Below are 13,043 nucleotides of genomic sequence, written 5' to 3' on the forward strand. Positions count from 1 at the left end.
CAGTAACGGTACGCCTGGCAGGCCAAACGCGTACACTACAGCCCTTTCGCGCCGAGTGCTAAATCCTTTCGGGTACGGGGTTGCCCGCGTCGCCGATCGCCCGTCGCACCGGGACCCGCGCGAGCAGCGCGAAACCGAGCACGAAGAACGCCACCAGCGAGATGATCGCGTCCCGGTAGCTCCCGGTCAGCTGGTAGGTGAGCCCGAACAGCAGCGGCCCGAGCCAGCTCATCCCGCGGTCGCTCAGCTCGTACGCCGAGAAGTACTCGGCCTCCTTGCCGGGCGGGACCAGGTGGGAGAACAGGGAGCGGGACAGTGCCTGGCTGCCGCCCAGCACGAGTCCGATCCCGGCGGCCAGCACGAAGAACCACACCGGCTCCCCGGCCGGCAGGAAGTACCCGGCCGCGAGCGTGACCGTCCACGCGACCAGCGACCCGAGGATCGTGCGCTTCGCCCCGTACGTCCGCGCCAGCCGGCCGAGCGCCAGCGCGCCCGCCACCGCCAGCAGCTGGACCAGCAGGACGGCCACGATGAGCGTGGACTGCCCGAGGCCCAGTTCCTCGGAGCCGTACACCGAGGCCTGGGAGATCACCGTCTGGATGCCGTCGTTGTAGACGAGGTACGCGAGCAGGAAGGCCAGGGTCAGCGGGCGGCGCCGCATGTCGCGGACGGTCGCCGCGAGCTGCCGGAACCCGGGCAGGGCGGCCTCCCGCGCGCTCCCGTGTACCCGCGCGGGGCTACGGCGGTCGCGCAGCCGCCGTAGCGGAATGAGCGCGAAGGCGCCCCACCACAGGCCGGCCGAGGCCAGGCAGACGCGGACCGCCGCGCTCTCGCTCAACCCGAAGGAGTCATGGGCCGTGTAGAGGATCAGGTTCGCGACCAGGACCAGCGCCCCGGCCGCGTAGCCGAAGGCCCAGCCGCGCGAGGAGACCGCGTCGCGTTCCTCGGGCGGGGCGATCTGGGGCAGGTAGGAGTTGTAGAGCATCATCGCCACGGACTGCGCGGCGTTGGCGACGACCAGGAGCAGTCCGCCCAGCAGGTAGCGGTCGCCGTCGAGGAAGAACATGCACGTGGTGGCCGCGGCCCCGGTGTACGCGGCGGCGGCGAGGAGCAGCTTCTTGCGGCCCGAACGGTCGGCGGCGGCGCCCACCAGGGGCATCACGAGCACCGCGACGATCACCGACAGCGACACCGAGTACGCGAAGAACGACCCGGCCCGCACGGGTATGCCGAGCGGATGGACGTATCCGTCCGCGTCCGCCGCCGACTCGGCGACCGACGTCAGATAGGGGCCCAGGAACACGGTGAGCACGCTCGTCGAGTAGACCGAGCACGCCCAGTCGTAGAAGTACCAGCCGCGCTGCTCGCGCCGCCGGTCGGCGGCCCCGTCGGCCGCGTCCGTCCGCAGGGTGTCGGTGCCCACCCGTGCCCTCGCTTCCCCGTGAACGCGCGACGTCCCGAGGGTTCGGCCGCGGACCTCGGACGGTCCCGGACCGTCTCAGACCCAGACGCCGCGGTCCTCCATGACCTTGCGCAGTGTGTCGATGTGATCGGTCATGATGCCATCCACTCCCAGGTCCAGGAGCCGGTGCATGCGGCCGGGGTCGTTCACCGTCCAGACGTGCACCCGCAGCCCCAGCGTGTGGGCGGCGCGCACGAAGCGGTGGTCGACCACCTGGATACCCGACTGGGCCTCGGGCACCTGCGCGGCCACCGCCGAGCGGCGCGGCGCGGCCGGGACGCCCCAGGAGCGCAGCCGCAGATTCAGGACGCCCCGGGTGCCGTACGAGGTGGCCAGTCGTGGGCCGGCGAGGCGCTGGGCGCGGACCACGCGTGCCTCGGAGAACGAGCCGACGCAGACGCGGTCCCAGGTGTTCGTCCGTTCGATCAGCTCCAGGAGCGGCAGCAGCGCCGGCTCCGCCTTCACGTCGATGTTCCAGCGCACCTCGGGGAAGGTCTCCAGGAGTTCCTCGAAGAGCGGCACCGGTTCCTCGCCCGCCACGCGCGCGCGGCGCACCTTCTCCCACGAGAGGTCGGCGATCCGGCCGGCCCCGTCCGTCACCCGGTCCAGCGTCGCGTCGTGGAAGGCGACGAGCTTCCCGTCCCGCGTGGCGTGGACGTCGGTCTCGATGTACCGGTATCCCGTCTCGACCGCGCGCCGGAACTGCCGCAGCGTGTTCTCCAGGCCGTCCGCCGCACCGCCCCGGTGGGCGAAGGCGATGGGGCCGGGGTGATCCAGGTAGGGGTGGCGGGGGTGGCGTATCGGGGTGGTCACCGACGCAGTATCGCGCGCCGGGGTTGACCGGCGGCAACCACCGTGCTGCCGTCGGATGCCGACGGAACGGCGAACACGCGCAAGAAGACCTGGGCGAGCGGGCCGATCGTCACGGCGTACAGCAGGGTGCCGATACCGACCGTGCCGCCGAGGGCGAAACCCGTCACCACGACGGTGATCTCGACGGCCGTGCGCACCAGGCGCACCGAGTGTCCGGTGCGCTGGTTCAGCCCGGTCATCAGGCCGTCGCGCGGCCCCGGACCGAACCGTGCGGCGATGTACAGCCCGGTCGCCGCGCCGTTCAGGACGATCCCCGCCGCCATCATGGCGACGCGCGGCGTCCAGCCGTGGGCGTCGGGCACGACGGCCAGCGTGGCGTCCATCGCGGCGCCGATCACCAGCACGTTGGAGACCGTGCCCAGGCCCGGTCGCTGGCGCAGCGGGATCCACAGCAGCAGCACCGCCGCGCCCAGGAGGGTCAGCACCACGCCCATCGACAGGCCGGTGCGCTCCGCGAGGCCCTGGTGCAGCACGTTCCAGGGCTCCAGACCGAGTCCCGACCTGACCAGCAGTGCCGAACTCGCGCCGTACAGCACGAGACCACCGTAGAGCTGCGTCAGTCGTCGCGCGAGATGCCGCTGCCCGGATCGCTGCCTGGACAAGAGGTCCCCCTTGGGTGGTGGTAGTGGCCTGCTGCATGACACCCTGTGGCTTGAGAAGGAGAGCCAACCATGGCCAATTCGGAGAAGGTGGACTGATTTCCATGGCGCAGTGGACCTCGGCCGTGGGAGCGGGACAGCTCGCCCGGCTGCTCGGCTCCCAGCAGGACCGCCCGGCCGGGCCCGGCACCCGCCGCCCGCCCGCCTACCGCGCGCTCGCCGACGGCATCCGGCTGCTGGTGCTCGAAGGGCGCGTACCGGTCGCCGCCCGGCTGCCCGCCGAACGCGAGCTGGCCCTGGCCCTGACCGTCAGCCGCACCACCGTCGCCGCCGCCTACGAGGCGCTGCGCGCCGAGGGCTTCCTGGAGTCCCGGCGCGGCGCGGGCAGCTGGACCGCCGTACCGGCCGGGAACCCCTTGCCGGCGCGCGGCCTGGAGCCGCTGCCGCCCGAGGCCCTCGGCTCCCTGATCGACCTCGGCTGCGCGGCGCTCCCCGCGCCCGAGCCCTGGCTCACCCGCGCCGTGCAGGGCGCCCTGGAGGAACTTCCCCCCTACGCGCACACCCATGGCGACTATCCGGCCGGGCTGCCCGCGCTGCGCGCGATGATCGCCGAGCGCTACACCGCGCGCGGGATCCCGACCATGCCCGAGCAGATCATGGTGACCACGGGCGCGATGGGCGCGATCGACGCCATCTGCCACCTCTTCGGAGGGCGCGGCGAGCGCATCGCCGTGGAGTCGCCCTCGTACGCCAACATCCTCCAGCTGATGCGCGAGGCCGGGGCCCGGCTGGTCCCGGTCGCGATGGCCGAGGGGCTCACCGGCTGGGACGTGGACCGCTGGCGCCAGGTGCTGCGCGAGGCCGCGCCCCGCATCGCGTACGTCGTCGCCGACTTCCACAACCCCACCGGCGCGCTCGCCGACGACGACCAGCGGCGGCGGCTGGTGGAGGCGGCCCGGTCGGCGGGGACGGTGCTCGTGGCCGACGAGACGATGAGCGAGCTGTGGCTGGACGACGAGGTCGAGATGCCGCGCCCCGTGTGCGCCTTCGACCCGGCCGGGTCCACGGTCGTCACCGTGGGCTCCGCCAGCAAGGCCTTCTGGGCGGGGATGCGCATCGGCTGGGTCCGCGCCGCACCCGACGTGATCCGCAGCCTGGTCGCCGCGCGCGCGTACGCCGACCTGGGCACGCCGGTACTGGAGCAGCTGGCCGTGAACTGGCTGTTCAGCACGGGCGGCTGGGAGCAGGCCGTCGCGGTGCGGCGCGAGCAGGCCCGCCAGAACCGGGACGAGCTGGTGGCCGCGGTGCGCCGGGAACTGCCCGAGTGGGAGTTCGAGGTGCCGCGGGGCGGGCTGACGCTGTGGGTGCGGACCGGGGGCCTGTCCGGCTCTCGGCTCGCCGAGGCGGGGGAGCGTGTGGGCGTCCGGGTCCCGTCCGGGCCGCGCTTCGGGGTCGACGGGGCCTTCGAGGGCTATGTCCGGCTGCCGTTCACCGTCGGCGGCGCGGTGGCCGAGGAGGCGGCGGCGCGACTGGCCGCGGCGGCCCGATTCGTGGAGAACGGAGGCGTCGGGGGCGGCGAGCCACCGCGGACGTTCGTGGCGTAGCGGGAGCGTGCCGCCGGGAGGGGGCGGGTCACCTCTGGGTCCGTTCCCCGGAGGTGCCGTCCTGGCGGCCGACGTCTCGGCGGGCGGCTCCGGACACGGAAGGCGGCCCGGGCGCGGCTCGTGGCGGGCCCGGGCCGTCTTGGGGCCGGTGGACAGGGGAGGGGCGCCGGGGCCGTGGCCGGCCCGGCGTTCGTCAGGAGGTCTCGGCCGCCACCGCCTTGGCGGGAACCGTCTCCGGCGTGGCCGACTCGACGGCGGGCACCTCCCGCGCCGCCGCCTCCACCGCGACCGGCGCCGGCCCGGCGTCCGGCAGCGGCTCGGCTTCCGCCTGTGGGCTCTCCGGCTCGGGCTCGCCCGTGGCGGCCTTCTTCTCCATCTTCTCGGTCTTCTCGATGGAGATCTTCTTTCCGGCCGCCCTTTCGTCCACGGGCACCTGCTCACCGTCCGCCGGGGTCGTGCGCGGGGGCAGCAGGTCGAGCACCGCCTGCCGGTGGGCGTCGCTCGTCGCGTCGTCGTAGGGGTCCGGAGTGGCCGGGACCTGGAGGCGGTGCACCGGTCCGTTGCCCAGGCGGGCGTATCCCCGGCCGGGCGGGACCTGGTCCACGGGCGTGGTGTGCGGGGGAGCGCCGAGCACCGTCGCCAGCTCGTCCGGCGTGGCCGGGCCGAGGACGACGCGCGCGCGTGTGTGCTGCCGTACGGCGTCGCTGAGGCTGTCCAGGGAGTCCAGCTGGTCGGCGACGACCACCGTGACGTTCGCGGCGCGGCCGTGCCGCAGGGGGACCTGGAGCAGGGACTGCGGGTCCTTGCGGCCGTCCGCGGCGGCCAGGTGCGGGAAGGCGCTCGGCCGGTCCAGGAAGACCCACAGCGGCCGCTTGGTGTCGTCGGGCGCGGGCCGGCCCTCCTGGCGGGCCCGGTTGAGGGAGATCAGCCGGCGTTCCGTCTCGGAGGCGGCCCACTCCAGACTGGTCAGTGCTCCGGTGAGGCCGCACTCGACGGCCAGGACGCCGTCCCGGCCGACCAGGCAGGCGTACTCGCCGGTGCCACCGCCGTCGACGATCAGCAGGTCGCCGTGGGTGAGGGCCTGCAGCGCGATCGAACGCAGCAGGGTGGACGTGCCGGTACCGGGCTGCCCCAGGACCAGCAGGTGGGGCTCGGTCGAGCGGATGCCGGTGCGCCAGACGACCGGGGGCACGTCGCGCTGCTCCTCGCCGTGGGTGAGCGGGAGGGTGCGCTGGACCCTGGTCGGGTCGGTGAAGCCGAGGACGGTCTCACCGGGCGCCGTCACGAAGCGCTGGACGGCGATGTCGGTGGGCAGCGCCGCGAGCACGTCGACGGAGAGGTGGTTGGCCTCCTCGTCCCACGTGAAGCGGTACTCCCGGCCCCGCCCGGACTTGGCGGTGAGCAGGTGCTCGATCCGGGCGCGGGCCTCGGCCTCCCCGTCGGTGAAGTACGCGGGGTAGCGGATCACCAGGTGGGCGAAGCGGCCGGTGTCGTCGAACTCGTACGCGGGGAACGCCTTCTCCCACGCGCCGCCGTGGGCGTACAGAGGATCGGGGTCCTCGGCGAGGGAGAAGTACGGGACGAGCGCCTCGTAGAGCGAATGGAGACGCTTGGCCTGGGAGTCGTCGGGGCCTTCCGGCTCCGGCGGGGTGCGGTCCCTGCCCTGCCAGGCCGCCGCCGCCATCAGGGTGATGGCGGCGAGCAGCGGGCCGTACGGCACCAGTGCCACGACCAGGACCACCGAGGCCACCAGGAACAGCAGCGCGCCGCGCCGGTCCTTGGGGGTCTCGGTCCATCTGCGCCGCGCGGCCGCGGCCAGGCGGCGCAGACCGCGGGCGATCGTGATCAGCGGCTGGAGGACGTCGGTGGCGCTGTCGGCCGCCGTCCGTGCCAGCTCCCGGCTCCGGGCGAGCTGTGCGCCGCCGTTGCTCAGAATGCGGGGGAGGGGCCGCCGGGCCACTGCTGCCTCCTGGAAGTGCGTACGTGAGGGTGTCGGGCGGGGGATCGGGCCGTCAGAACTTGATTCCTCCGAGGAGGCCCGCAAGGCTCTCGCCGCCCGCCTTGATGCTCGGGGCGATGGCCGTACTCGCCAGGTAGAACCCGAACAGGACCGCGACCAGCGCGTGCGAGGCCTTGAGGCCGTCCTTGCGGAAGAAGATGAAGACGACGATGCCGAGCAGGACCACGCCTGAGATCGAGAGGATCATGTGAGTTCTCCTGGTTCGCGGGGACAGTCACCATGAGTACTTCCAGGCTCACAGCATGTATCCATACGATAAAAGGTGCAAATGGGGGAAATTCGGCGGAATTACCCCAGGTGGCGGAGTAGTCCTTGGGCCGGTTGAGCAGGGCTGTTGCGCCCTGCCGGTTCCGTGCTGATCTTTACCTCGGGCACTTCGGCTCATGTGCGGCGCGAGCCAGTACCCTGGCGATTCACCCGCACGGCCGCACCGCTCGCGACCGTGCGCACAGTCCCCGGTATGCGCAGTGAGAGGTGGTCCGGCCGATGAGTGAAGCCCCCGACCCGGAGGTCGTGGAGCTGGCGACGAAGATCTTCGATCTGGCCCGGCAGGGACGGACCGAGGAACTGGTGGCCTATGTGGACGCCGGCGTTCCTGCCAATCTCACCAACGACCGCGGCGACTCCCTCGTCATGCTCGCCGCCTACCACGGCCACGCCGACGCGGTGCGCGCGCTGCTGGCCCGTGGCGCCGAGGCCGACCGCGTCAACGACCGGGGGCAGACCCCGCTCGCCGGTGCCGCCTTCAAGGGTGAGACGGAAGTGACCAGGGCGCTCCTGGAGGCCGGCGCGGATCCGTCCGCGGGCACGCCGTCGGCCGTCGACACGGCGCGGATGTTCGCCCGGACCGAGCTGCTGGAGCTGTTCGGCGCTCAGTGACCGGAAGCCGATCCGGTACTGCTCCGGGTCTGCTCCACTCTTTCTGACCAGGGAAAATACGAATAACGGGGGAGGCGGTACCAGGCCGCCGAAATTTCGGTCGCGGCAGATGTGACCGCCGGGTCATCATGACGACGTGGTTCACGGACGTGATGGCTGGGCAGATGTTGCCGCACCGCGCGGGCCGTGACACGGCCCGCAAGGGCCACCGACGAGAGGCAGGAACATGGTCTTCGGCAAGCAAGAGACGGCGGGCGCTCCGACGTGTTGGCGCACGGCCAGGTAACGCGTGCTCCCCGGTTGCGTCGACGCTTGATGTGAGGCTGTTTCCCATGTTCGATCCGGTCATAGCGCCCAGCGGTACGCTGCTCGGCCTGCTTCAGCGGGGTCGCGGCGACGGCACGCTGCATGCGCTCACCGCTCCGCGCGCCGAAGCGCTCGCGGCACTGAACCACTGCGTGCTGCACGACCCCCGCCATGACTGGCAGGTCGAGAACCGCTCCCTCTACTACGCCCGCCTCTACCTCGACCTCAACGGCGAGCTGGACGCGATCGAGGCCCACCTCTTCGATCCCGAGGACATCCTCGAGGCCGACGAGTCACGCACCGGGCTGGCCCTCGCGGTCCTCGGGCACCTGGCCTCCTACGGCAGGCTCGACGCGCTCCAGCTGTTGCGCGGGTACGCCGCCCACGGCGTCAACTGGGCGTGGGCCCTGGACGAACTGGCGCTGCGCGACGACGACGCCGGACTGCGCTCGCTCGCCGCGCCCGTGCTGGCCCGCTTCCCGCACGATGCCGAGGGCGACGCCGAGCTGGCCGTCGCCGTGCGGGACGCCTTCGAACCCCGGCCCTGGCGGCTGTGGGCCGACGATCCGCGCGAATCGATCGCCACGCGCGTGCGTGCCGCTCACGAGACGGGCTGTTTCGACCGCTGGCAGCGGCAGATGAGCCCCACCGGACCGCGTCCGGGCTGGAGCGTGCGGGCCGTCTTCGAGTGGGCCCAGCAGGGCGTCGAGCGTGGCGCGGCGCTCCATGTGCCGGCCGCCCGGTGTCTGACGGCCGTCGCCGGCCCCGAGGACCGGCCCGAGATCGTCGAGGCCGCGCGGTCCGGCGACGAGGGCGCCCGCTGCACCGCCCTGCGCTATCTCGCCGACGGCAACGATCCGGACGCCCTCGGGCTGATCGAGGGTGCCGTGACCAACGGCTCGACGCCGGTCGTGGAGGCCGCCGTCGCCGCCTTCGAGCGCATGCGCAGCGTCGCCGCCGTCGACCTGGCGCGCCGCTGGGTGCACCGGCCCGACGCCTTGGGCGCCGCCGCCGGGCGGGTACTCGCCTGCCGGGGCGGAACCCGGGACCGCGACCTCGTCCTCGCCGCCCTGCGTGAGGCGGTACGCGGCGAAGGCCCCGACGCGCCGACCCTGTGGACCCTCGTCGACGGCACCGGACGGCTCGGCATCGCCTGCGCCGCGCCCGTCCTGCGCCACATCTACCGCGAGACCGCCTCCTCCCACCTGCGCGGCCGGGCCGCCCGAGCGCTGGCCGCCACCGACCCGTCCTTCGCCGCCGGGTTCGCCATCGAGTGCCTGTGGGACTGCGAGGAGACCACCCGCGAACTCGCCGCCCGCCACGCCGAGACCGGCGACAACCGCGTCGTCGAACGGCTGCGCAGGCTCGCCGCCGATCCGGCCGAGGAGGACGAGGTCCAGACGGCCGTACGCAGCCGCTTCGGCCCGGACGCGTCGGCCGTGTGAGCGGCGGGGCGGCCGGGAGCTGGTCGGCGTGAGCGGGTGCTGGTCGGGCGTGAGCTGGTCGGCGTGAGCGGAGGCTGCTCGGCGTGAGCGGAAGCTGCTCGGCGCGGGCGGACGGAGCAGCCCGTGCGGGCCTGCGGGGGCGGGCCCGTGTCCGGCGTGATGGAGAACCGAGGCGATCGGACAGAGGTGTCCGCCGCGTGCGGGCCGCTGTCGCCCGGAACGAGCGGCCGGCCACCCCGCCCTCCTCGCGCGCGGCGGTACCGGGCGCCGCCCACCGGTCCACGAAGACCGGTCCACGAAGGCCGGGCCCCGCGCGCGCCGAGCGGGCCCGGAGGCCTGAAGCCCGCCGGACGCGGGAGGGTTCCCGGCATTGGGCGGCGCCCCCTGCCGCCGACGGGCGGGGCGGCTCCGCGCGAGCGGGCGTCACGCCCACGTGACGCGGGGCGGCAGCCCCTCCGTGTGAACGACGGATGGCCCGCGGGTACGGCGGGTGTGGCCGCGATCCGACCCGCCCGGGTGGCAGGGCAACGCTCATGGGACGTTCCTCGGCCGGAAAGATCGACGTTGACGCGAGCACGTCCAGTCCGGCGACAACACCGGTATGCGTGTCGTCATCGTGACCGAATCCTTTCCCCCCGATGTGAACGGCGTCGCCCACTGCGCGCTCCAGACCGCCCGGCACCTCGTCGACCGCGGTCACGACTGCGTCGTCGTCGCCCCGGCCACCGCGCCGGGCAACGCGGCGGACACCTCCGCCGCGTGCCCCCTCGTCCGGATCCCCTCCCTCCCGCTCCCCGGCTACCCCCAGGTACGCGTCGCCCTCCCCAGCCGCCGCGTGGCAGCCGCGATCGCCGAACACCGCGCCGACCTCGTCCACCTGGCCAGTCCCTTCGTCCTGGGCGTCCGGGGCATGGCCGCCGCCGCCCGGCTCGGTGTCCCCGCCGTAGCCGTCTACCAGACCGACCTCGCCGGATACGCCCGTACGTACATGGGAGCGGGCGAGGCGGCCGCCTGGCGGCGCATCCGCTCCGTGCACTCCGCCGCCGACCTCACCCTCGCCCCGTCCGGCGCGGCCCTGCGCGACCTCCGGGCCCACGGTGTGCCCCGGGTCTCGCTCTGGCCCCGCGGGGTGGACACCGTCCGCTTCCGGCCCGACCGGCGCGACGAGGCGCTGCGCCGCGAACTGGCCCCGAACGGTGAGCTGATCGTCGGCTACGTCGGCCGGCTCGCCCCCGAGAAGCAGGTGGAACTGCTCGCCGGGGTCTGCGGCCTGGACGGCGTGCGCGTCGTGGTCGTCGGCGACGGACCCAGCCGGCCCGGTCTGGAGCAGGCGCTGCCCGGCGCGCTCTTCCTCGGCCGCCGTACCGGCGACGACCTCGCCCGGGTGTTCGCCTCACTGGACGTCTTCGCGCACACCGGTCCCTTCGAGACGTTCTGCCAGACCGTGCAGGAGGCCATGGCGAGCGGCGTGCCCGTCGTCGCGCCCGCCGCGGGCGGGCCGCTGGACCTCGTCGCCCACGGGCGCACCGGGCTGCTCGTGCCGCCGCGCGACGCCGCGGCCGTACGGGACGCGGTGTGGTCGCTGACCGCCGACCCCGCGCTGCGGGCCGCGTACGGGGCGGCCGGGCGGGCGGCCGTCGAAGGGCGCACCTGGGCGGCCGTCGGCGACCGGCTGATCGGCCACTACACGGACGTACTCGCCACACGGAAGGCGGTGCTGGCGGCATGAGCGGCGCACTGCGGATCGTCCGGCTCGCCAACTTCGTCGCGCCCGCGTCCGGCGGCCTGCGCACCGCGCTGCGCGAGCTGGGCAAGGGCTACCGTGCGGCCGGACACGACCCCGTCCTCGTCGTCCCCGGCGAGCACGCCGACGACCGGGAGACCGAACAGGGCCGGGTGATCACCCTCCCGGGACCGCTGCTGCCGGGCACCGGCGGCTACCGCGTCCTGACCGGCAAGCGGCGCGTGGCGGCGCTGCTGGAGGAGCTGGCACCCGACCGGCTGGAGGTCTCCGACCGGACCACACTGCGCTGGACCGGCAAGTGGGCCCGGCGGGCCAGGGTCCCCGCCGTGATGGTCTCCCACGAGACCACCGACGGTGTGCTGCGCACCTGGGGCCTGCCCGAGGAGGCCGCCCGGCGCACCGCGGACGCCCTCAACACCCGCACGGCGCACACCTACGCGCGCGTGGTGTGCACCACGGAGTTCGCCGAGCGGGAGTTCGTCCGCATCGGCGCCCGCAACGTCGTACGGGCTCCCCTGGGCGTCGACCTGGCCGGGCGGCACCCGGCGCTGCGCGATCCGGGGCTGCGCGCCCGGTACGCGCGCGTGGACGAGACGTTGCTGGTGCTGTGCTCCCGGCTGTCCGTGGAGAAGCGGCCGGGCACGGCGCTCGACGCGCTGGCGGCGCTGCTTCGGCGCGGCGAGCGGGCGGCGCTGGTGGTGGCGGGGGACGGGCCGTTGCGCGCGCGGCTCGAACAGCGGGCGCGGGAGCGCGGGCTGCCGGTGACCTTCCTCGGCCACGTCGCCGACCGCGGGCTGCTCGGCGCGCTCCAGGCGTCCGCCGACGTGTGCCTGGCGCCCGGACCGGCCGAGACCTTCGGACTCGCCGCGCTGGAGGCGATGGCCTGCGGCACGCCCGTGGTGGCCAGCGCGTCATCGGCGCTGCCGGAGGTGATCGGCTCCGCCGGGGACGTCGCCGCCGACCACGGGGAGGCCTTCGCGGACGCCGTGGACCTGCTCCTCGGACGCCGGGAGGTGGACCGGAGGGAAGCGGCACGCGCGCGTGCGGAGTGTTTCGGCTGGGACGCGGCGGTCGGGGCGTTCCTGGCCGCGCACGACGCGACGGTCCCCACGCTTGCCGTGCTGCCGGAGGCCGGGTCATGAGACGTGTCCGGTTCGTGGCCCTCGGCGACTCGCTGACCGAGGGGGTGGGGGACCCGGTGCGGAACGGGTGGCGCGGCTGGGCCGCGCTGCTCGCCGCCGGGCTCGCCGAGGAACCCGTGGAGTTCACCAACCTCGCCCTCAGCGGGGCGCAGGCCCGGGACGTCGCCGAGCGGCAACTGCCCGCGGGTCTCGCCCTGCGCCCCGACCTCGTGTCCGTCGTCGTCGGCGTCAACGACACCCTGCGCTGCTCGTTCGACCTCGGAGCCGTCGCCGCCCGGCTCGACCAGGTGTACGCCGCCTTCACCGGACAGGGCGCTCTGCTGCTCACGGCGTGCCTGCCGGACCCCGGGGCGATGCTCGGACTGCCGGGAGCGCTGGCCCGCCCACTGGCCCGGCGGCAACGGGCGGTCAACGCCGTCGTGCACGCCCTGTCCGACCGCTACGGGGCCGTGCACCTGCACGCGAGCGAGGGCGACTGGACCACGGACCGCGCGATGTGGAGCGCGGACCGGCTGCACCCCGGCGAGCGGGGCCACCGGCAGCTGGCCCTGCGCTTCCACGCCCTGCTCGCCGAGCGCGGCGACGCCTCCGGGCCCGCGCCCTCGCCCGAGAACGAGTTCCCCGCCCCCACCCGATCGGCGAGCCTGTGGTGGCTGGCCACGGCCGGCACCGGCTGGGTGGCCCGGCGCTGTACGGACCTGCTGCCCCAGCTGCTGACGCTGGCCGCCGACGAACTGCGCCACCACGCGCGCGGGACGAGCGCCCGGCTCGACCTGCGCACGTCCGCCGCGGTCTCCGCCGCGCTGTCGACGACGGAGCGGCCGGAGGCGGCGTGACCGGAGGCGGCGTGACCGGCGGCGCGCGGCGCGTGCCGGTGCGGTCGCGCGGCGCCGTGAACGGAGGGCGGACCACACAGGTACCGCGGCGCGGGCACCTCGCCGTCGTCGTACGGCGTCGGTGCGCGCGCAC

General features: G+C 74.3%; 11 protein-coding genes. 6 read left to right on the forward strand and 5 right to left on the reverse strand.

Annotated elements, in window-relative coordinates; translation table 11 throughout:
* Positions 1–58: 58 nt before the first annotated feature.
* The 3 genes from ACIQ6R_RS26440 to ACIQ6R_RS26450 form a co-directional block, all read right to left on the reverse strand.
* The gene (locus tag ACIQ6R_RS26440) at positions 59–1,423 is read right to left on the reverse strand and encodes an MFS transporter (RefSeq protein WP_404223788.1); all 1,365 of its coding nucleotides are present in this window, start codon (positions 1,421–1,423) and stop codon (positions 59–61) included.
* 75 nt (positions 1,424–1,498) lie between these two features.
* Complete coding sequence (locus ACIQ6R_RS26445) at positions 1,499–2,275, reverse strand: glycerophosphodiester phosphodiesterase (RefSeq protein WP_404179224.1); 777 nt, start codon at positions 2,273–2,275, stop codon at positions 1,499–1,501.
* On the reverse strand, positions 2,272–2,937 hold the full coding sequence (locus tag ACIQ6R_RS26450) for a YitT family protein (protein WP_404223790.1): 666 nt from the start codon (positions 2,935–2,937) through the stop codon (positions 2,272–2,274). Before ACIQ6R_RS26450 ends, ACIQ6R_RS26445 begins: the two co-directional genes overlap by 4 nt.
* Before the next feature lie 101 nt (positions 2,938–3,038).
* Between ACIQ6R_RS26450 and ACIQ6R_RS26455 the strand changes: the two genes are divergently transcribed.
* A complete protein-coding gene (locus ACIQ6R_RS26455; RefSeq protein WP_404223792.1) occupies positions 3,039–4,538 on the forward strand; it encodes a PLP-dependent aminotransferase family protein in 1,500 nt (499 codons plus the stop codon).
* Between the two features lie 193 nt (positions 4,539–4,731).
* Here ACIQ6R_RS26455 and ACIQ6R_RS26460 read toward each other — a convergent pair whose 3' ends face one another.
* Both ACIQ6R_RS26460 and ACIQ6R_RS26465 read right to left on the reverse strand, forming a co-directional pair.
* Positions 4,732–6,498 carry a hypothetical protein gene (locus ACIQ6R_RS26460; protein ID WP_404223794.1) on the reverse strand — a complete coding sequence of 589 codons (1,767 nt, stop codon included), beginning with the start codon at positions 6,496–6,498 and terminating at the stop codon, positions 4,732–4,734.
* Positions 6,499–6,550: 52 nt separating this feature from the next.
* Entirely contained in the window at positions 6,551–6,745 is a 195-nt protein-coding gene (locus ACIQ6R_RS26465; protein ID WP_003977410.1) for a hypothetical protein, read from the reverse strand.
* 299 nt (positions 6,746–7,044) lie between these two features.
* On the opposite strand from ACIQ6R_RS26465, the gene ACIQ6R_RS26470 reads away from it, so the two are divergent.
* From ACIQ6R_RS26470 to ACIQ6R_RS26490, 5 genes are all read left to right on the forward strand, one after another.
* On the forward strand, positions 7,045–7,437 hold the full coding sequence (locus ACIQ6R_RS26470) for an ankyrin repeat domain-containing protein (protein WP_210961399.1): 393 nt from the start codon (positions 7,045–7,047) through the stop codon (positions 7,435–7,437).
* 332 nt (positions 7,438–7,769) lie between these two features.
* Positions 7,770–9,188 carry a HEAT repeat domain-containing protein gene (locus ACIQ6R_RS26475; RefSeq protein WP_404223797.1) on the forward strand — a complete coding sequence of 473 codons (1,419 nt, stop codon included), beginning with the start codon at positions 7,770–7,772 and terminating at the stop codon, positions 9,186–9,188.
* 601 nt (positions 9,189–9,789) lie between these two features.
* Positions 9,790–10,917, forward strand: coding sequence for a glycosyltransferase family 4 protein (locus ACIQ6R_RS26480; RefSeq protein ID WP_404223799.1), 1,128 nt, complete (start codon positions 9,790–9,792; stop codon positions 10,915–10,917).
* On the forward strand, positions 10,914–12,074 hold the full coding sequence (locus ACIQ6R_RS26485; protein WP_404223802.1) for a glycosyltransferase: 1,161 nt from the start codon (positions 10,914–10,916) through the stop codon (positions 12,072–12,074). The genes ACIQ6R_RS26480 and ACIQ6R_RS26485 overlap by 4 nt, the downstream gene beginning before the upstream one ends.
* Positions 12,071–12,910, forward strand: a complete 840-nt coding sequence (locus tag ACIQ6R_RS26490) for an SGNH/GDSL hydrolase family protein (protein WP_404223804.1) — start codon at positions 12,071–12,073, stop codon at positions 12,908–12,910. The genes ACIQ6R_RS26485 and ACIQ6R_RS26490 overlap by 4 nt, the downstream gene beginning before the upstream one ends.
* Positions 12,911–13,043: the final 133 nt, after the last annotated feature.

This window comes from Streptomyces sp. NPDC096048 (assembly GCF_044763415.1).
Taxonomy (GTDB): Bacteria; Actinomycetota; Actinomycetes; order Streptomycetales; family Streptomycetaceae; genus Streptomyces.